The sequence below is a fragment of the Methylocystis sp. B8 genome (assembly GCF_005771425.1).
Taxonomy (GTDB): Bacteria; Pseudomonadota; Alphaproteobacteria; order Rhizobiales; family Beijerinckiaceae; genus Methylocystis.
Genome location: NZ_VBTZ01000007.1, coordinates 95,840 through 114,085, shown reverse-complemented (window position 1 = coordinate 114,085; position 18,246 = coordinate 95,840). Strand labels below are relative to the sequence as shown.

18 protein-coding genes are annotated in these 18,246 nt (G+C 62.1%); 14 read left to right on the top strand and 4 right to left on the bottom strand.

The window, feature by feature from the left end:
* Window positions 1–130: 130 nt before the first annotated feature.
* The 3 genes from FEV16_RS12570 to FEV16_RS12560 all read left to right on the top strand — a co-directional run bounded on the left by FEV16_RS12570 (window position 131) and on the right by FEV16_RS12560 (window position 2,728).
* Complete coding sequence (locus FEV16_RS12570; protein WP_138167979.1) at window positions 131–1,684, top strand: leucyl aminopeptidase; 1,554 nt, start codon at window positions 131–133, stop codon at window positions 1,682–1,684.
* Window positions 1,685–1,966: 282 nt separating this feature from the next.
* Window positions 1,967–2,362 carry a DUF4383 domain-containing protein gene (locus FEV16_RS12565; RefSeq protein ID WP_138167978.1) on the top strand — a complete coding sequence of 132 codons (396 nt, stop codon included), beginning with the start codon at window positions 1,967–1,969 and terminating at the stop codon, window positions 2,360–2,362.
* A gap of 9 nt (window positions 2,363–2,371) precedes the next feature.
* Window positions 2,372–2,728, top strand: coding sequence for a BON domain-containing protein (locus FEV16_RS12560; protein ID WP_246657309.1), 357 nt, complete (start codon window positions 2,372–2,374; stop codon window positions 2,726–2,728).
* Here the strand turns inward: FEV16_RS12560 and FEV16_RS12555 are convergent.
* Genes FEV16_RS12555 through FEV16_RS12545 form a run of 3 tightly spaced genes read right to left on the bottom strand, consistent with a single transcriptional unit; the run spans window position 2,725 to window position 5,517 of the window.
* Window positions 2,725–4,374 (bottom strand): FAD-dependent monooxygenase, encoded by a 1,650-nt coding sequence (locus FEV16_RS12555; protein WP_138167977.1) that lies wholly within the window; start codon window positions 4,372–4,374, stop codon window positions 2,725–2,727. The two genes, FEV16_RS12560 and FEV16_RS12555, sit on opposite strands and share 4 nt — an antisense overlap.
* Window positions 4,375–4,411: 37 nt before the next feature.
* Window positions 4,412–4,912, bottom strand: a complete 501-nt coding sequence (locus FEV16_RS12550; RefSeq protein ID WP_138167976.1) for a hypothetical protein — start codon at window positions 4,910–4,912, stop codon at window positions 4,412–4,414.
* Window positions 4,909–5,517, bottom strand: coding sequence for a TetR/AcrR family transcriptional regulator (locus tag FEV16_RS12545; protein WP_138167975.1), 609 nt, complete (start codon window positions 5,515–5,517; stop codon window positions 4,909–4,911). Before FEV16_RS12545 ends, FEV16_RS12550 begins: the two co-directional genes overlap by 4 nt.
* Before the next feature lie 213 nt (window positions 5,518–5,730).
* Here FEV16_RS12545 and FEV16_RS12540 point away from each other — a divergent pair, with 213 nt between their 5' ends.
* The 11 genes from FEV16_RS12540 (at window position 5,731) to FEV16_RS12490 (ending at window position 17,267) form a co-directional block, all read left to right on the top strand.
* Complete coding sequence (locus tag FEV16_RS12540; RefSeq protein WP_138167974.1) at window positions 5,731–6,210, top strand: DNA polymerase III subunit chi; 480 nt, start codon at window positions 5,731–5,733, stop codon at window positions 6,208–6,210.
* Complete coding sequence (locus tag FEV16_RS12535) at window positions 6,177–6,911, top strand: class I SAM-dependent methyltransferase (protein WP_138167973.1); 735 nt, start codon at window positions 6,177–6,179, stop codon at window positions 6,909–6,911. The genes FEV16_RS12540 and FEV16_RS12535 overlap by 34 nt, the downstream gene beginning before the upstream one ends.
* Window positions 6,908–7,996, top strand: a complete 1,089-nt coding sequence (locus FEV16_RS12530) for an ABC transporter ATP-binding protein (RefSeq protein ID WP_138167972.1) — start codon at window positions 6,908–6,910, stop codon at window positions 7,994–7,996. Before FEV16_RS12535 ends, FEV16_RS12530 begins: the two co-directional genes overlap by 4 nt.
* A gap of 154 nt (window positions 7,997–8,150) precedes the next feature.
* Window positions 8,151–9,065 (top strand): ABC transporter permease subunit, encoded by a 915-nt coding sequence (locus FEV16_RS12525; protein ID WP_138167971.1) that lies wholly within the window; start codon window positions 8,151–8,153, stop codon window positions 9,063–9,065.
* Complete coding sequence (locus FEV16_RS12520) at window positions 9,062–9,895, top strand: ABC transporter permease (RefSeq protein ID WP_138167970.1); 834 nt, start codon at window positions 9,062–9,064, stop codon at window positions 9,893–9,895. The genes FEV16_RS12525 and FEV16_RS12520 overlap by 4 nt, the downstream gene beginning before the upstream one ends.
* Window positions 9,892–10,440 carry a CDP-alcohol phosphatidyltransferase family protein gene (locus tag FEV16_RS12515; protein ID WP_138167969.1) on the top strand — a complete coding sequence of 183 codons (549 nt, stop codon included), beginning with the start codon at window positions 9,892–9,894 and terminating at the stop codon, window positions 10,438–10,440. The genes FEV16_RS12520 and FEV16_RS12515 overlap by 4 nt, the downstream gene beginning before the upstream one ends.
* 1 nt (window position 10,441) lies before the next feature.
* Window positions 10,442–11,662 (top strand): AI-2E family transporter, encoded by a 1,221-nt coding sequence (locus tag FEV16_RS12510; RefSeq protein WP_138167968.1) that lies wholly within the window; start codon window positions 10,442–10,444, stop codon window positions 11,660–11,662.
* The gene (locus FEV16_RS12505; protein WP_138167967.1) at window positions 11,659–12,360 is read left to right on the top strand and encodes a DnaA/Hda family protein; all 702 of its coding nucleotides are present in this window, start codon (window positions 11,659–11,661) and stop codon (window positions 12,358–12,360) included. The genes FEV16_RS12510 and FEV16_RS12505 overlap by 4 nt, the downstream gene beginning before the upstream one ends.
* A gap of 59 nt (window positions 12,361–12,419) precedes the next feature.
* Window positions 12,420–14,651 (top strand): RNA degradosome polyphosphate kinase, encoded by a 2,232-nt coding sequence (locus tag FEV16_RS12500; protein ID WP_138167966.1) that lies wholly within the window; start codon window positions 12,420–12,422, stop codon window positions 14,649–14,651.
* A complete protein-coding gene (gene ppx / locus FEV16_RS12495; protein ID WP_138167965.1) occupies window positions 14,644–16,170 on the top strand; it encodes an exopolyphosphatase in 1,527 nt (508 codons plus the stop codon). The genes FEV16_RS12500 and ppx overlap by 8 nt, the downstream gene beginning before the upstream one ends.
* Before the next feature lie 53 nt (window positions 16,171–16,223).
* Window positions 16,224–17,267, top strand: coding sequence for a linear amide C-N hydrolase (locus FEV16_RS12490; protein WP_138167964.1), 1,044 nt, complete (start codon window positions 16,224–16,226; stop codon window positions 17,265–17,267).
* Window positions 17,268–17,277: 10 nt separating this feature from the next.
* Here FEV16_RS12490 and FEV16_RS12485 read toward each other — a convergent pair whose 3' ends face one another.
* The gene (locus tag FEV16_RS12485; protein WP_138167963.1) at window positions 17,278–18,234 is read right to left on the bottom strand and encodes a 2Fe-2S iron-sulfur cluster-binding protein; all 957 of its coding nucleotides are present in this window, start codon (window positions 18,232–18,234) and stop codon (window positions 17,278–17,280) included.
* Window positions 18,235–18,246: the final 12 nt, after the last annotated feature.

Here is an 18,246-nt window from a genome sequence, read left to right as displayed (position 1 = left end):
GCCGGAAGATAGTGCGCCCCAATCCCGTCAAATTGCGCGCCGGGCGCCCCGGCCGGCGCTAACTTTCTAAAAAATCGACGTATTCACGCCAGAAAGGCGTTCGCTTCGTCGAAGGAGGCAAGAGGCCCTGATGCTCGTCAACGCGAAATATGAACTCCAGCCCTTCGACGCCGCCGAGGCGCTGCTCCGCCATCCGGAAGAGGAGGGGCATCCACGCACGCTCGTCGCTTTCGTCGGCCGCGATCTGGTTATGGGCGAGCGGGCCGGGAGCATTCTGATGGATGCCGACGCTCATCTAAAGCGCGCGGCTGCGGCGGCCAAATTCAAGGGCAAATCAGGAACGTCCCTGGAAGTTCTCGCAGCGCCCGGCGCGCCCGCGAGCAGGGTCATCCTAATGGGCCTCGGCAAAGGGGACGAGTCCGAAGGAGACGGAGAAGCCTCCAAGCCCTTTGACGACTTTTTCACGCTCGGCGGGCAGACGGCCGCAAAAATCGGTCCCGGGGCGCGAGCCGTTGTGCTGTTCGACCTTCCGGAAAGCATCCCCGCCGCTCACGACTCGGCGGCGCAGTTTACCCTCGGCGGCTGGCTCCGCGTCTACAAATTCGATCATTACAAGACCAAGAAAAAAGACGAGGCGGATCGTGAAGGACCGATGGAGGTCGTCGTCGCCCTCGCCGATCCCGAAAGCGTCGGCGCCACGATGGCCGACGCCAGTCATTTGGCCGAAGCCGTTATTCTTGCCAGAACTCTCGTCAATGAGCCTGCGAATGTCCTGACTCCGCCTGAATTCGCTCGCCGCGCCTCCGAGCTGATGAAGCTTGGAGTCGAAGTCGAGGTCCTTGACGAGAAGGCGATGGCAGAACTTGGCATGCGGGCGCTACTTGGCGTCGGGCAGGGATCGGAAGCCGGCAGCCGGCTCGTCGTGCTGCGCTGGAGCGGCGGCGCCGAGGGCGCGGCGCCAGTCGCCTTCGTCGGCAAGGGCGTCGTCTTCGACTCCGGCGGCATTTCCATCAAGCCCGCCGCCTCGATGGAAGACATGAAGGGCGATATGGCCGGCGCCGCGGCGGTGACGGGCGCCATGTACGCGATCGCCGCAAGGAAGGCGAAGGCCAATGTCGTGGGCGTGCTTGGCCTCGTCGAGAACATGCCGGACGGCAAGGCGCAGCGGCCAGGCGACATCGTCAAATCCATGTCGGGCCAAACGATCGAAATCGTCAACACCGACGCCGAAGGGCGGCTCGTCCTTGCCGACGCGCTCACTTACGTCATCGACAAACACAAGCCCGCCGCGGTCGTCGATCTCGCGACGCTCACCGGCGCCATTCTCATCGCCTTGGGACAGGAATATTGCGGACTGTTCTCGAATAATGATGAACTCGCCGATCGTCTGACCAAAGCTGGAACCCATATCGGCGAGAAGCTGTGGCGCATGCCCATGGGCCCGGCATACGACAAGCTGATCGACTCCAAGTTCGCCGATATGAAGAACACCGGCGGCCGCCACGCCGGTTCGATCACTGCGGCGCATTTCCTGCAGCGCTTCGTCGGCAAGACGCCCTGGGCGCATCTCGACATCGCCGGCACCGGCATGGGCTCGCCGACGAGCGACACCAACCAAAGCTGGGGGGCCGGCTGGGGCGTGCGGCTCCTAGACCGGCTGGTGCGCGATTATTACGAGGGCTGAGCGGTTGATGTGTGGCGGCGCCACGCATAGGCGCCGCCGTTTTTCGCGCCGCGCTCGGCGTCCAGAGCGCAAGATCACATGTTAAATTAACTGCGCATCGAAGCCTGAGTATAGTTGTTTTATCTATAGCCTATCAATTCATGGCGCCTTGCCATCTAATATCCTAAAGCTTTGCATATCGCGCACGTTTGCGTTTCCTTTCCAATTTTTTAATTGTAAATGCTTCTTTGCCGCCCAATCTGATGCTCAACGCAGTTCGTCCTGGACTGAAAGGAACGCATCATGATTGAGACTCACTGGAACGCCAACTTTATAGCGACCATTCTGGGCGTTATCTTCGTGGCGGTCGGCCTGCTCGGATTCATCCCCAATCCTCTCGTATATGACGGCGGCTTTTTCCACGTGAATGCAGCGCATAACTTCGTCCGCCTGATCACCGGCGCGCTTCTGCTCCTCAGCCCCTATTTCGGGGTCCCCGTCGTAATGATTCGCGTGCTGGCTATCGTTTACGCGGCGGTGGCTATTCTCGGTTTCATTGCGCCGAACGTGGTTGAGCTCGGCGGACTGATTGCGATGAACGTCGCCGATCAATGGCTACATGCGGCTGTCGCGGTCGTCCTGCTCGCCATTGGCTTTGCGCAGCCCATGGAACATTCGGTGACGACAGCCCATATGTGAGCTGAAAGCGTGCGCCGCGGCCTTCTCGCCGCGGCGCTTTTGGCTGAGGCTGCGATGACTGGCATGGACACAGTGGGGGTGCGCGCCGCCGTCCGTGAGGCTTTGGATAAGAGCGGCGTGGCGGACCCCAAAGCGATCTCCATCGAAATCGAGGGCGATGAAGTCGTGCTGAAGGGCTCCGTCGCCTCGGCGGCTGAATGGATGGAGGCGGAATATGCCGCTTCAACGGCCGCTTCGCCAACGAAAGTCAGAAACGCTTTGACCATCAGCGTGGTCTGGGAGGCGCCGAAAGACGACGTCTACCAGGCCGGGGTCGAATCTTTTCCGGCGAGCGATCCGCCATCCTGGACGCCGGGCGAGACTTAGGGCGCCAAAACTCCATCCGCCTCGTGCGTCGCCAGCCCTTGGTTGGGACTCGTGACCGACGCAATCTCTGAACTCTTTTGGGACCGCAGCACGCGATCGAGATAGCGATTGAGTCCGGTGAGATCGCTTCCGTCGCCACGCGCGGCGACCACCTGATCCGGACGGATCAAAACCCAACCCGGGGCTTGCTGACGATAGCGCGCACGTACTTGTTTGTCGGGGTCGTTCTCTGGGGTCAGGCGAAGGATAGCCAACCGCGTATCAGTGAAGTCGATCAGTTCCGACGCATCAAACGGCGACTCGGCGTCTTCGAAAAGCAGCAGGGTATGGCGTGGTTCGCTGAGGAGCGGCCATAGAGGCTGGCGCTGACCCGCGACGGTAATGATGGCGTCGCGCGCCCGCGCGCCAACATCGGTGCGGCGTGCATTGTGCGGCGGAGCGCCGAGCGTGACGAGCGGGCCGTCTCGGTAGACAATTTCTGTCTCGGACAATTCGACCTGGAGCCGCTTCTGAACGATGGACAGATTGCCGAAGATTGAGACGGCGATGTCCTTGATGATCCGCATCGCGTCGCCGGAACTGAATGCGAGATGCAGCTTCTGTTCGGCGGCCTTGACCACGTCGCGCGCGATGGCGCGCCGCTCCGGTTCATAGCTGTCGAGGAGGAGATTGGCGTCGCCAATGCCCTGAAGCGCATGGGCGAGCTTCCAGCCGAGATTCACCGCGTCCTGAATTCCGGTATTCATGCCTTGTCCGCCGGCGGGGCTGTGAACATGCGCGGCGTCGCCTGCAAGGAAGCAGCGCCCGGCCCGATAGCGCGCCGCCACGCGCTCATTGATCCGGAATGCCGATAGCCAGCTTGGATCGCGCAGACGCATGCCCGGCGGCCCGTAGCGATCGGCACGGCCTTGCAGCTCATCGAGCGTCGGCGGGATATCGGCCGCCGTGTCATTCCCGCGGATAGCGAATATCCGCCAAGTCTCCTCTTCGAACGGAAACAGGGCGACGGTTCCGCCTCGGCGCCACCATAGATAGATGTTTTTGTGGTCCAACCCGCCGCCGTCGATGCGCACGTCGCCGAGGAGGAAAGTCTGAGGTTCGGTCGAGCCTTCGAATGCAATGTCGAGCGCTCTGCGGACTTCGCTGCGGGCGCCGTCGCAACCGACGAGATAGCGGGCGCGCGCCATTTCGGTTCGCCCGTTGGCGTGGTTGAGGGTCGCAGTCGCGCCGTCATCGTCCTGAGAGAGACTAGTCAGTTCGACGCCGCGCTCCACCGTGACGCCCAAATCAGAGAGCCGCGCATTGAGCAAACGCTCGGTCTCGGACTGCGGAATAAGGAGCGGGAACGGAAACGGGCTGTCGATGCCCTCGCCAACTTCCATTCGCGCGAGTTGTCGACTGCCGTCGCCGATGCAGAGCGCGTTGAGCCGCGCGCCGTCACGCAGAAAGTCGTCGATGACGTTCATGCCCTGCATGGCTTCAAGGCTCGCGCTCCAAATAGCCAACGCCTTGGAAACGGAGCTCGGCTGCATCGCCCGATCGATGATGCGTACCGGAATTCCGTATCGACGCAGCGTGATCGCCAGCGAAAGCCCGGTTGGGCCGGCGCCGACGATCAGAACATCCTCGATTTTTTCTGCCGACATGACTTCTCTCTCGATCGGAGGACAAAAAACGGATCGTCTACTTCGCGGCGGCCTCTGCACGTTCGCGCATGAGGGCCTCGATTCGGCCGATCTGCATGAAGGAGGCGTATTCGTCGGCTAAGTCCGCCGGCGCCAGTTCGAGCATGACGCGGTTCTCGACCCAGAATTCGAGAAGGTGGAAGACTGGCGGCTTGCCAGGCGCGCCGCGGCCAAAAAACTTGGTGCGCCATCCCTCGCGGGCCCCGATGCGCTCAATGGCGGCGCGGTCGACCGGCACGGAAATCAGCGCATGGAAGGGGAAATAGCCTTCCGACGACGGCCCGGGCGTGAAGGCGACCTGCGCGCCGTCCTCGCCCGGCGTTAGGGTGATCGTGTTCGGATAGACCTCGATCATCGTGCCGTGCGGGTCGCCGCTCATCGCCATATGGGCGCCCGGCAGCGGACCGCTGAAAGGAAAGGCGCGCCCGTTCATGATCTCTGCGAGAACGTCGGCGACATGGGCCGGATCGCGCGCGGGAATGGAGATATGGTGAATCATTGCTTCCCTTGTTTTGTCGCGGATGTGTCATTCGCGGTTGGCGAGACTGGCGGCCCGTCGAGGCCGGAGGGGTCGGATTTCAGGGCGTCAGTCAGCGCGCGGATCCCCCACGAAGCGACGGTTTGCGCCTCCTCCGAAGTGAAGCGGCAGGTATCCCGCAGCCAGCGCCAATAGGTTGGGCTCCAGTACGAGGCGATGGCCAGCGCGCCACGACGCAGTTGCGTCGGGGTCAGATCGGGGAAAGCGACGCCGACTCCGGCGACCCACCCGCCGAGGCGATTGTCTCGATCAGCGTAGCGCTGCCTGTCCCAAGAGGGTTGATTCATCAGGTTCCTGAGCAGCGCCCCGTATTGATCGTAGAAAGGGAACAATCGCTGCGGCATCGTTGGGAGTTCGGCGAGCGGCGGCAGCGGCTTGTCGAGACCGAGCCGGGGCTTCAACCAGAGGAAGAAAGCCGCAACCAGATCGTCCATGGTCGCGAAATGCGCGTAGACCGTCGGCGGCGAAACCCCAGAGAGCGAAGCGATCTTGCGCAAACTCAGGCTCTCGATGCTCTCTTTTTCCAGATAGTCCTTGGCAGCCATGAGGATGCGCTCGCGGGTCATGGCCGCCTGCGCCTCACGCAAAGGGCTTTGGTACGAGCGCTCAGCCGCCATGACGTCCAAGTAGCTTTTCAATTAGAATTTGATATTACAAATGTCAGACAAAATGTCGCTTGTCAAGGAAAAGCTCGTTCGGGGCGTCGCCAGGATTTTGAGGTCTGCGCGGGTCGAGAGTTTCGAAATAGAACGCGATCGTCGTAAATGACGGCGCAAGCCATGCCTGAGATCGCTTTCTACCATCTCACCCGCGCGACGGTGGAGCAGACGCTGCCGACGCTCCTCGAGCGTACTCGCGCGCGGGGCTGGCGCGCTGTTGTGCAGGCGACGAGCGAAGCGCAACTGGCCAAACTCGACGCCGATCTTTGGTCGTACCGCCCGGAGAGTTTTCTTGCGCACGGGACGAAGGCTGACGGCGCGCCAGAGAGTCAGCCGATCTATCTCACCTGCGAGAACGACAATCCCAATGACGCCGACGTGAGATTTTTCGTGGAGGGCGCTCGCATCGCTCCGGCGCTTGCCGGCGTCGGCGCGCCGCGCGAACGCGCCGCCCTGCTTTTCGACGGGCGCGACGACGCCGAGCTTGCCGACGCCCGCGCGCAATGGAAAGAACTGCGCGAACTGGGCTATAGCCTCGTCTATCACCAGCAGAGCGAGAGCGGCGGATGGGAAGAGAAGGCGCGCGAACCCAAATCCTAGGCGAAGATTTCGCCGCGCGCCGCGCCCGAGCGCGCGAAAAACTCGACGCCGTCGATCCGCATAAGCGCCCTGGAGGGATCGAGGCAGATCCCAAGCGCCGCGAATGGTTCGAAACTGTCTACGCGCTCGCTGAAGGCGACCCGGCCGGCGTTCCTTGGGCATACCTCGAGCCGCGTCCGCTTCTCGAAGAGTGGCTCGCTTCTCGTTCGATCGCCGGCCTTCGCGCGCTCGACGTCGGCTGTGGTCTTGGCGACAACGCCGAGGCGCTGGCGCACGCTGGCGCGCATGTCGTCGCCTTCGACCTCGTTGAGCGCGCAGTGCAATGGGCGCGTAAGCGTTTTCCAAAGAGCGCGGTCGACTATCAGGTCGCCGATCTTTTCAATGCGCCCAAGGAATGGCGCGGCGCCTTCGATCTCGTGCACGAGTTTTATACTTTGCAGGCGCTGCCGGAAGCGCTTTTTCCCGACGCCGCGCATGCGCTCGCGTCCTTTGTCGCGCCGAGCGGAACGCTGCTCATTATTTCGCGCGCGCGCGACGAGGGAGAGGCGCTCGGCGGTCCGCCTTGGCCGCTCACGAGAAAGGACATCGAGTCCTTCGCCGTCGACGGCCTTCGGCTTGTTTCGCTGGAGGATATTGGCGTAAGCGGCGATTTTCCTCGCCACTGGCGCGCCGAGTTTCGTCGTGGCGAGGCCGGCGCGTGACGGCGCCGCTGCTTTCAATTACGAATGTCTGCAAAAAATTCGGCGCAGTCGTCGCGCTCGAAAAAGTGTCGCTTCATGTCGGCACCGGCGAATTCTTCGCGCTGCTCGGACCTTCCGGCTGTGGCAAGACCACGCTGATGCGCTGCATCGCTGGCTTCGAGTCGCCAGATTCTGGAACAATGGCGCTGAACGGCCTCGATCTTTCAGGCGTACCGCCGTATCGGCGTCCAGTAAATATGATGTTCCAGTCCTATGCGCTCTTTCCTCATCTCAATGTCTTCGAGAACATCGCTTTCGGCCTGCGGCGCAAGGGCGAGACGAAAGACGCCATCGAGGCGCGCGTGAGCGAACTGCTCGCGATGACTCAGCTTTCCAATTTCGGCCATCGTAGGATCGATGAACTATCGGGCGGACAGAAGCAGCGCGTCGCGCTTGCGCGCGCGCTCGCGCCGCGCCCCAAAATGTTGCTGCTCGACGAGCCGCTCGGCGCGCTCGACCGCAAACTGCGCGAAGAGACTCAATTTCAGTTGAAGGAAATTCAGCGGCTGACGCAAACGAGCTTCGTCATTGTCACCCATGATCAGGACGAGGCGCTGGCGCTCGCCGATCGCATCGCGGTGATGCGGGCGGGCAGGGTGGAGCAGGTCGCGGGGCCAATAGAAATTTACGACAAGCCGGCGACGCGCTTCGTCGCCGGCTTCGTCGGCGAAACGAATTTCATCGAAGGGCGCTTGGAACGCAACGGCGGCGCCGCGGCGCTTGTCGCCGAATTTGGACGAATCCCTTGCGAACCCGGCAATTTGCCTGATGGCGCGCGGGCGACGCTCAGCGTACGGCCGGAACGCATTGGCGTCGCCCGCGAGGGAGAAGGGATTGCGGGCTACGTGGAGAATTTCGTCTTTCGGGGCGAAACGACGCTGCTGCGGGTGCGCGTTGCAGGGAATGTCGTCTTGCGCGCGGCGGCTGGTTACGGCGAGCGCCACGCAATTGGCGATGCGGTAACGCTGAGTTTCCCGCCTGACGCGGGAACGCTGCTCGCGGAGGAGCCAGGCGATGAGGGAAGAAATGAGCGCGCGGCGCAATAAGGATTTCCTCATCCTGAGGAGGCCTCGAAGAGGCCGTCTCGAAGGGCGAGGAAATCCGCGACGCGACGCCGCGCCCTCGTCCTTCGAGACGCGCCTTTCAGGCGCTCCTCAGGATGAGGGCGTTCTGTGCGCCGCGCGCGGCGAGGGCGGTTAGATGAGCGCGCGGCGCAAGCTCTCATTAGGCGAACGGCTGGTGATCGCGGCGCCGTATTTATGGATCGGCGCTTTTTTTCTTGCGCCGATGCTGCTCGTCGCCAAGATTTCCGTTTCGCAGTCCGTGCTGGCGCGTCCGCCCTATCGTCCGATTTTCGAATTTTCTGACAGTCTCGCGGACATCTGGTCTAAAGCGCAAAACTTTACGCTCGACTCCTATCGGGCGCTCGTCAGCGACACGCTCTATGTCGAATCCTATCTTTCTTCGCTCACCATCGCCGCTATTTCGACGCTGATCACGCTTATCGTCGCCTATCCCTTCGCGCTCGCCATGGCGCGCGCGCCGGAGCGAATGCGTCCCATTCTCATCGGCCTCGCCGCCGCGCCCTTCTGGACAAGCTTTCTCATCCGCGTCTACGCCTGGATCGCGCTGTTGAAAGACGAAGGGCTGATCAACAATGCGCTAATCGCGCTCGGCGTCATTTCCGCGCCGCTACAGATGTTCGCGACGCCAGGCGCTGTCGTCGTCGGCATCGTTTATTCCTATCTGCCCTTCATGCTGTTGCCGCTCTATGCGGCGCTTGAGCGTCAAAACCCGAGCCTTCGCGAGGCTGCGGCGGACCTCGGCGCCTCGCCCGCCCAAGTATTTTTGCGCGTGACGCTGCCGCTTTCGCGTGAGGGCATCATCGCGGGCGCGCTGCTCGTTTTCATTCCCGCCGTCGGCGAATTCGTTATTCCCGACCTTCTTGGCGGCTCCGAGACGCTGATGATCGGCCGGACTTTGTGGAACGATTTCTTCTCCAATCACGACTGGCCGGCGGCGTCCGCCGCGGCGATCGCGCTCGTCGCCCTGCTGCTGATTCCGCTGCTGCTCTGGGAGCGCGCGCGGCTTAGGGAAGAGGAGCGCGCGCAATGAGCGCAGCAAGCCTATGGGCGCGTCGCGCGACTCTTTTAGTCGGCTTTGTCTTTCTTTACGCGCCGATCGTCATTCTGGCGGTCATGAGCTTCAACGCGTCGCGTCTTGTTTCCGTATGGGGAGGATTTTCGACGAAATGGTATGCGGCGCTTCTCGAAAATGAGCAGCTCCTGCGTTCCGCGAAAATCAGCCTCGCGGCCGCGCTGACATCGGCGGCGATCGCGACTCTGCTCGGCCTTTTCGCCGCCATAGCGCTGGCGCGTTTCGGCTGCTTTCGCACACGCATGCTGTTTTTCGGCGCCGTGCATGCGCCGCTCGTTTTGCCGGAAGTCGTGCTCGGACTTGCGCTCCTCACCTGTTTCGTCGCGCTCGGCGTTGGGCGTGGTTTCGTCACGCTCGTCATCGGCCATGTCACGCTGACAATGTGTTTTACGACAGTCGCCATTCTCGCGGCGATGCGCGATTGCGATCCGGCGCTCGAAGAAGCGGCGATGGATCTCGGCGCAACGCCGCCTGAAGCCTTCGTGCGCGTCGCGCTTCCGCAGATCGCGCCAGCGGTCATCACCGCCTATCTTTTGGCGTTCACCCTCTCTCTTGACGATCTCATCATAGCGAGCTTTGCGACCGGTCCCGGCGCGACGACGCTACCGATGCGCATCTATTCTCAGGTGCGTTTGGGAGTCTCGCCGCAAATCAACGCAATTTCGACACTACTTCTTGCGCTCGTCGCCGTAGCGCTCGGACTCGCCGCGCTTGTTTCTTACTGGCGAGCGAGGCGCAATTTGCAAGCGGTGAAAACTGCCGCGCCTACGCCAAATAATGCATCATGACTAACAATTGGTTCGCTTCGCTTCCAAATTTCATCACCATCGGCCGTCTCGTCCTGACGCCCGCAACGATCATCTTGATCGTTGAGCGCCAATGGAGCGCGGCCTTCGTGCTTTTCGCCGTCGCGGGCCTGTCTGATGCGCTCGACGGCTGGCTGGCTCGGACCTTCAGCCTCCAGTCGGAGCTCGGCGCGATTCTTGATCCTATCGCCGACAAGGCGCTGATCGTCTCGATGTACATTACGCTCGCCATTGTCGATGCGCTGCCGGCGTGGCTCACAATTATGGTGGTTTTTCGCGATGTCATGATCACGGGCGCGGTTTCGCTCTCCTGGCTGATGGGCCTGCCGATGGAGGTGCATCCGCACTTTTCCTCTAAAGCGACCACTGCGGCGCAACTCGCATTCGCGGGCGTGATCCTGGCCGCCCAGGCATATGGGGTTCACATTCCGATATTAAATGTGACGCTCGTCGCCCTCGTCGCCGCATTGACCGTCGCTTCCGCCTGCGTCTATCTGTGGCTTTGGGTCCAGCATATGAGGCTGTGACATGTCGCAGAGAAAATCGTCGCTCCGCTCCGACAGCGCGTTGCCGACGACTGTCCCATCCCAGTCTGTCCAAGACGACGCCGACGCCGAGATGCGGCAGCTGCAATGGGCGGGGCTGAGTCCGGAAAGGCAGCTTACGCTCTGGGGCTTAACGCTTCTGGGGCTCGGGCTCGCGCTGTATTTTCTGAGCCCGGTGCTCGCGCCTTTCGTCGCCGGGACCGCGCTAGGCTATCTGCTCGACCCAATAGCTGACCGCCTGCAGCGGCTCGGCCTGTCGCGGCTCGGCGCGGCGGGGCTTCTGCTCGTGGTCTTTCTTTTCGTGGTGGGGACCGCGGCCGTGATTCTGGTTCCGATTCTTTCGCACCAGCTTGCGGGCTTCATTGCTTCGCTGCCGGCCTATCTACAGACTCTGCACGGTCTGCTCACGCAATGGAGCGAGCGTTTCACAAGCGATTCCATCAACAATTGGCTGCAGGAGTTCGGACTTGGCGGGGCTGCGGCGACCTTCGACGCCCAAAAATACATCAGCGATCTGACGAGTCAGGCCGCGACATTGTTCGGCGATTTCGTGAAATCCCTGTTGTGGCGCGGTTATGCGCTCATCAACGTGATATCGCTCATTGTCATCACGCCGGTCGTCGCCTTTTACATGCTGCTCGATTGGGATCACATGGTCGCGATCATCGACGATCTGATTCCGCCGCGCCATCGCGAGGATGTGCGCTCGCTCGCGCGCGATATTGACCGGGCGCTTGCAGGCTTCGTGCGCGGGCAATCGCTGGTTTGCCTGTTCCTTGGCGTCTGGTATGCGGTCGGGCTCTCGGCGATCGGACTGAACTTTGGCTTCCTCATTGGGGTCAGCGCAGGCTTCCTGAGCTTCATCCCCTACGTCGGCTCCATCACAGCCTTCGTGCTCTCGGTCATCGTCGCGGTCGTTCAGGGCTGGCCGCATATCCATCTGCCGATCGAAGCGGTGGCGATCGTCACGACCGGACTGATCATGGACGGCTATGTGCTGTCGCCGCGGCTCGTCGGCGCCTCCGTCGGCCTGCATCCGGTCTGGATCATGTTCGCCTTGCTGGCGTTTGGCGCGCTATTCGGATTTACCGGCCTCATCCTCGCCGTGCCCGTCGCGGCGGCGCTGGGGGCCTTCATCCGCTTTCTCGCGCGACGCTACCGCGCGAGCGCCCTCTATCAGCATCCGATTCCGGACCGCGCATGACCAAGTCCGGCGCCCCGCAAGGGTCCGAGTCGGGAAGGCAACTGCCGCTCGATCTGCCTGCGACGCCGCGTTTCGGACGCGAGGAATTTCTATCCGCCCCATCCAACCGCGCGGCGCTCGAAATGATCGAGCGCTGGCCGGATTGGCCTGATCGCGTCCTGACGCTGATCGGGCCGAAAGGCGCGGGCAAAAGCCACCTCTGCGCGATTTGGGCGGGGCGCGCCGGCGCCCGCGCCATTGCGCCCGACGCCTTGCCGACGCTGGAACAACTCGCCGCCCATGCGCCGCCTGCGCTCCTGATCGACGACGTCGATCGGGTGGCCGACGAAACGGCGCTATTTCATCTCCTGAATTTTGTGAACGAAAGCGGCGCCTTCCTACTGATGAGCGCGAGCCGCGCGCCCACGGCGGAGGACGTCCGGCTTCCTGACCTTTTATCGCGTCTGCGTCGCGCGCCTGCCGTTGAGATCGGCGCGCCAGACGAAGAATTGATGCGGGCCGTGCTGGTGAAGCTTTTCGCGGACCGTCAGCTTATTGTCGAGCCGCCAGCGCTGGCTTTCGCGGCGCTGAGGCTGGAGCGGTCTCTCGACGCCGCGCGGTCCTACGTCGCGGCGCTCGACCGCGAGGCCTTGGCGCAAGGGAGACCTGTCACACGGGCGCTGGCGGCCAAGGTTATGGAGAAGTTCGTCCAGGATTAGGGCCAAGGCTTTCTTCGCCGCGCGAGGCTGTGGCATGATGGCTGGGACCGGAAATGGAAATGAAACCGCACATTCAGGATCAGCTCGCAGCCCAGCGCACGGGCGCCGATATCGACGTCATGGATCGCGCAGATGAGATCCTCGTCGAGGATCCCGCCAAGCTTGCGGCTTCTCCGCAACGCTTCATCAATCGAGAATTGTCGTGGCTTGAGTTCAATCGCCGCGTGCTGGAGGAGGCCTCCAATCGCAATCACCCGCTGCTTGAGCAACTGCGCTTTCTGTCGATCTCCGCCAATAATCTGGATGAATTCTTCATGGTGCGGGTCGCGGGCCTGCGCGGCCAGGTGCGCTCCGGCGTGACCGCGCGATCCGAGGACGGGCTGACGCCCGCCGAGCAGCTGACGAAGATTACTGAGCGCGTCACGCTTCTGACGAGCGAGCAACTGCGGCGATGGCGCGAGCTTCGAGCGGAAATCGAAGAAGTCGGAATCGTCATCGTCGAGCCGGCCGACGTCTCCAAGGCGGACCGCGAGTGGCTTGAGGATTACTTCCTCAGCCGCGTCTTCCCGGTGCTGACGCCGCTTGCGGTCGATCCCGCGCATCCGTTTCCCTTCATTCCCAATCTTGGCTTCACCTTGGCGCTCGAACTCGTGCGGCCGGGGGATCGCAAGACCCTGCAAGCGCTTGTCCGGTTGCCGCCGAAGATCGAACGCTTCGTGCGCCTGCCGACGACAAAGGGCGCAGAACGCGAGCGCTTCATGCTGCTCGAAACGCTGATCGCCATGAACGCGCAGCGGCTTTTCCCCGGTTATTTGCTGCGCGGGCAGGGGCTCTTCCGGGTCATCCGCGACAGCGATCTCGAAGTCGAAGAAGAAGCCGAGGACCTCGTGCTGCTTTTCGAGACGGCCTTGAAACGGCGCCGGCGCGGTTCGGTGATCCGGCTTGAAGTCGCGGCCGATATGCCCGCGACTTTGCGCGCGCTCGTCGCGGAGGAGCTCGACGTCAACGAGCCGGAAACCTTCGAGATCGACGGCATGTTGGCGCTTAACGACCTCTCCGAACTCGTCGCGCTCGATCGCCCGGACCTGAAATTCAAGCCCTATAATCCGCGTTTTCCGGAACGGGTGCGCGATAATGGCGGCGATTGTTTCCTCGCGATCAAGCAGAAGGATCTCGCGGTCCATCACCCTTACGAATCTTTCGACGTGGTGGTGCAGTTCCTGCAACAGGCGGCGCGCGACCCCAACGTCATCGCCATCAAGCAGACGCTTTACCGCACCTCAAACAACAGCCCGATCGTGCGCGCGCTTGTTGAGGCGGCGGAGGCGGGCAAATCCGTCACCGCGCTCGTCGAACTTAAGGCGCGCTTTGATGAAGAGGCGAACATTCGCTGGGCGCGCGATCTTGAGCGCGCCGGCGCGCAAGTGGTTTTCGGTTTTATTGAGCTCAAGACGCACGCCAAACTGTCGCTCGTCGTGCGTCGTGAAGGCAGCGGGCTCGTCACCTACTGCCATGTCGGCACCGGCAATTATCATCCGGTGACGGCGCGCATCTACACAGACATCTCGGTGTTCACCGCCGATCCGGCGATCGGACGGGATATTTCGCGCATCTTCAATTACATCACCGGCTATGCGGAACCCGCCGGACTTGAGCGCATGTCGGTCTCGCCGATTTCGCTCAAGAAGAAGCTTCTTGAGCACATCGAGCAGGAAATCGCCTTCGTGAAGGCGGGCAAGCCCGGCGTCATCTGGGGCAAATGCAACGCGCTCGTCGATCCCGAAATCATCGACGCGCTTTATGCCGCCTCACAGGCGGGCGTGTCGATCGAACTCATCATTCGCGGCATCTGCTGTCTGCGGCCGGGCGTTCCCGGGCTCTCCGACAATATTCGCGTGAAGTCGATTGTCGGCCGCTTTCTCGAACATGCGCGCGTCTACGCCTTCGGCGGCGGCCAAGCGTTGCCGAATCCGCGCGCGCATGTCTACATTTCTTCTGCCGACCTGATGCCGCGCAATCTTGATCGTCGTGTCGAGGCGATGATGCCGATCGTCAATCCGACCGTGCATCAGCAGATCCTCGATCAGATCATGCTCGCCAATCTGATTGACAATGAGCAGAGCTACCGCGTGCTGCCAGACGGCTCCTCTCTGCGCATCGTTCCGCCGGAAGGCGAGGAGCGATTCAACGCGCATAAATATTTCATGACCAATCCGTCGCTTTCGGGTCGCGGCAAGTCGCTGAAGGACTGGCGGCCGCGCTCGCTGCAGAAGCGCGGCCAGAATGCTTGAGAAGCTGCGGCGTCATCTGACGCAGCGCTCCGACTCCGCGCCGAAACCAGTCGCCATCGTCGATATCGGCTCGAATTCGGTGCGTCTCGTCGCCTATCAGGCGCTCGCCCGCGCGCTGACCCCGATCTTTAATGAAAAGGCGATGTGCGGGCTCGGCAAGGGCGTCGTCACGACGGGGCGGCTGCCAGACGATGGCATAGACAAGGCGCTGAAAGCGCTACGCCGCTATCGTGCGTTATGCGAAACGATGGGCGTCAACGACATTGAGGTGATCGCCACGGCCGCGGCGCGCGACGCCAAAAATGGCACCGTGTTTCTCGAAGCGGCGCGCGACGCCATTCAGCGTGACATTTCCCTGCTGTCTGGACGTCGCGAGGCGGAGCTTTCCGCCCATGGCGTTGTTTCAGCAATTCACGAGCCCGATGGCGTCGTCGGCGATCTCGGCGGCGGTTCGCTGGAATTGATCGACGTCCATAAGGAGACGCTTGGCAAGGGCGTCACTTTGCCGCTCGGCGGACTGGCCTTAATGGACGCCTCTCGGCGCTCCATGCGAGAGGCGACGCGCATCGCCCGCAAGGCCCTCGCGGACGCCAAGCCCATCGAACATCTCAAGGGCCGCACTTTTTACGCAGTGGGCGGCACCTGGCGCTCGCTCGCGAAGCTTCACATGCGTCAGCGCAACTATCCGCTCGGCGTGATGCATCATTACCGCATCCAGACGAGCGAAGCCGCAGATTTCGCCGCGCTCGTCGAACATATCGACAGCGAGGCGCTCGAAGACATCAACGTCGTCTCGGCGGCGCGTCGGCCGTTGCTCGCCTATGGCGCGATCGTGCTTGATGAGATCATCCGCCGCGCCAAGCCTCGCGAGATCGTCATCTCCGCCGCCGGCGTTCGCGAAGGCATGTTGTATGAGCGCCTGCCGTCTGCCGAGCGGCGCATCGATCCGTTGCTCGCGGCGACGCGCGAACTGGAAGCGACATTTGCCCGCGCGCCGGGCTACGGCGACGAGCTCGTCGATTGGACCGACGCCTATATGGACAAGAGCGGAATCGACGAGACGGCGGAGGAGCGCCGGTTGCGCCACGCCGCCTGTCTGCTCTCCGACATCGCCTGGCGCGCCCATCCCGAATATCGCGCGCAGCGCGCCATGAATATCGTGACGCAAGGGCCCTTTGTCGCGATCGATCATCCCGGCCGCGCGTTTCTCTCGCTCGCGATCGTATTTCGTCACGAAGGGCTTGATGGGGCTGAGGGTCTTTCTGATTTGCGCACGCTGCTGACCACGCGTCTTTTTGCGCGCGCTCGCATTCTCGGGGCCCTGATGCGCGTCGCCTATTTATTGTCGGCGTCGATGCCCGGCGTGCTGCCGCGCACGCGCCTGCGGGTCTGCGATCGCGTGGCGACGCTCACCTTGCCGCAAGCTTACGCCGATCTTGCGAGCGAGCGTGTGCTCAATCGTTTGAAGGCGCTCGGCAAGCTCATGGGCGTCGATGCGCAGATCGAAATTGCGCCGTGAAGGCGCGAGGCCTCTATATTTTAAGACTCGATTAGATGTGAAGGGAATTTAACGTGAAAAGGAAATTTGCGAAATGGCCTCTGGCCGGCGTCGCGCTGGCATTGATGAGCGCGAGCGCTGACGCCTGCACGCGCGTGCTCTATGGGACCGCTGACAAGGACTATGTCGTCGGCCGGACGATGGATTGGGACGTCGATCCGCGAACAAACCTATGGTCGTTTCCGCGTGGCATGGCGCGCGACGGCGGCGTTGGTCCCGGTTCGATTAAATGGACGTCGAAATATGGTTCGCTCATCGCCGATTTTTACGACGCCGCGACGGCTGAAGGCATAAACGAGGCGGGCCTCGCAGCTAATCTTCTCTATCTTGCCGAGGCGGATTACGGAGACCCGAAAGCGTCAAGAAAGCCGCTGCTTTCCGTCGGCGGCTGGACGCAATATGTCCTCGACAATTACGCCACCGTGGCGGATGCGGTGAAAGCGCTGCAAAAGGAGCCTTTTGCGATCGTCGCGCCCGATCTTCCGGGCGGCGTGAAAGCGGCAAGCCATATGGCGCTCGCCGATCAATCGGGCGACAGCGCCATCCTCGAATATCTGGGCGGAAAACTCGTCATCCATCACGACCGCAAATACACGGTGATGACCAATTCGCCGCCCTTCGATCAGCAGCTTGCGCTCAACACCTATTGGGTCGAGATCGGCGGGTCGAATTTCCTTCCTGGCACGCATCGGGCGTCCGATCGCTTCGCCCGCGCCAGTTGGAACTTAAACGCGACGCCGAAAGTCGAGGACAGGCGCGTTGCGATCGCCAGCGTTTTTTCCATCATTCGGAACGCCTCGGTGCCGCTTGGGATCTCCACGCCGCAGGAGCCCAACATCGCCTCGACGCGATGGCGCTCGGTCACCGACATCAAGGACCGGCTCTATTATTTCGAGCCGACGCTCAACCCCGCAATTTTTTGGGTGGAGCTGACGAAACTGAAGCTCGAACCGGGCGCAAAACCAGCGAAGCTCGATCTGGTTGGCAATCCGATTCTTTCCGGCGAGGTTTCGGATAAATTCGTTCCGGCCGAACCGTTCAAATTCCTATCGCATTAAGAGTGCGCGATCAGCGCGCCGGCGTGAAGGCGTCCGACCGAATGTTCTTCAGGCTCGCGCCGCGCATGAACAATTCGCGCTTCAAGCGCTTCACAAGATTTTCCCCGCCGCAGAGAAAAATTGCGGCCTCCGAGACGCTTTGCTCCGCTTCGAGCGCCGTCGCCGCAACGTCGCCGCCATGCGGCGCTGACGGATCGAATGCGCAGGGGCGATAGTTGACATTGTCGCGCGCGTCGGAAAGCGCCTGCAATTCGTCAGAAAGATACAAGCCTTTGCGGCTGCGGGCGCCGTGATAAAGCCGGATCGGCCCACGATGCCCTTTGTGAAGCGCGTCGCGCAGCACGCCATAGATCGGTGCGAGACCCGTGCCTGCGCCGATGAGCAGCATCGGCTGATCCACATTCACGCCCTCGTAAAAACACGAGCCCGAAGGTCCTGCGACATGCACCTTATCGCCGGGTTGCAGGGTTTCCGCCAAGTGACGGCTCATTCGCCCGTCCTGATGGAGTCGAATGTGCATTTCGAGGAAAGGGTCTTCCTCAGGGTGGCTCGCAAGCGAATAATGACGCCTGAGGTCTTCGCCTGCGCTGAGTTCGATGAACTGACCTGGCCGATAGGCGAATCCCTCAGCCTCAATCCGTAAGCGCACGATGTCGTCGCTCAACGAATCGATCGCCTGAACGACCGCTTCAAGACTCACGCCGAGATCATCGGGGCGCAGGATCGTCAGAGGCGTCGTCGGGCGGCATATGCAGGGCAGAAAATAGCCCATCGCCTTTTGCGCGTCGGTCAGGCCCGACTGTGATTCCGGCGGCGGCGCGCCGTCAATCGCCCGATGCATGCAGCTCTGACAATTGCCGGCGCGGCACGAATGCGGCGCGTCTATGCCCACGCGCAGCAGCGCTTCAAGTACAGTTTCGCCCGGCGCAACATCGACCGCGCGACCCTCGCGCCTGATGAGCGTCACGAGACTAGATCA

Excerpts from the sequence above, each read along its gene's own strand:
- FEV16_RS12505 (WP_138167967.1), top strand. The coding sequence starts at position 11,659 with ATGACCAAGTCCGGCGCCCCGCAAGGGTCCGAGTCGGGAAGGCAACTG.
- FEV16_RS12570 (WP_138167979.1), top strand. The coding sequence starts at position 131 with ATGCTCGTCAACGCGAAATATGAACTCCAGCCCTTCGACGCCGCCGAG.
- ppx (WP_138167965.1), top strand. The coding sequence starts at position 14,644 with ATGCTTGAGAAGCTGCGGCGTCATCTGACGCAGCGCTCCGACTCCGCG.
- FEV16_RS12525 (WP_138167971.1), top strand. The coding sequence starts at position 8,151 with ATGAGCGCGCGGCGCAAGCTCTCATTAGGCGAACGGCTGGTGATCGCG.
- FEV16_RS12520 (WP_138167970.1), top strand. The coding sequence starts at position 9,062 with ATGAGCGCAGCAAGCCTATGGGCGCGTCGCGCGACTCTTTTAGTCGGC.
- FEV16_RS12535 (WP_138167973.1), top strand. The coding sequence starts at position 6,177 with ATGGGAAGAGAAGGCGCGCGAACCCAAATCCTAGGCGAAGATTTCGCC.
- FEV16_RS12510 (WP_138167968.1), top strand. The coding sequence starts at position 10,442 with ATGTCGCAGAGAAAATCGTCGCTCCGCTCCGACAGCGCGTTGCCGACG.
- FEV16_RS12500 (WP_138167966.1), top strand. The coding sequence starts at position 12,420 with ATGAAACCGCACATTCAGGATCAGCTCGCAGCCCAGCGCACGGGCGCC.
- FEV16_RS12555 (WP_138167977.1), bottom strand. The coding sequence starts at position 4,374 with ATGTCGGCAGAAAAAATCGAGGATGTTCTGATCGTCGGCGCCGGCCCA.
- FEV16_RS12545 (WP_138167975.1), bottom strand. The coding sequence starts at position 5,517 with ATGACCCGCGAGCGCATCCTCATGGCTGCCAAGGACTATCTGGAAAAA.
- FEV16_RS12550 (WP_138167976.1), bottom strand. The coding sequence starts at position 4,912 with ATGATTCACCATATCTCCATTCCCGCGCGCGATCCGGCCCATGTCGCC.
- FEV16_RS12515 (WP_138167969.1), top strand. The coding sequence starts at position 9,892 with ATGACTAACAATTGGTTCGCTTCGCTTCCAAATTTCATCACCATCGGC.
- FEV16_RS12565 (WP_138167978.1), top strand. The coding sequence starts at position 1,967 with ATGATTGAGACTCACTGGAACGCCAACTTTATAGCGACCATTCTGGGC.
- FEV16_RS12540 (WP_138167974.1), top strand. The coding sequence starts at position 5,731 with ATGCCTGAGATCGCTTTCTACCATCTCACCCGCGCGACGGTGGAGCAG.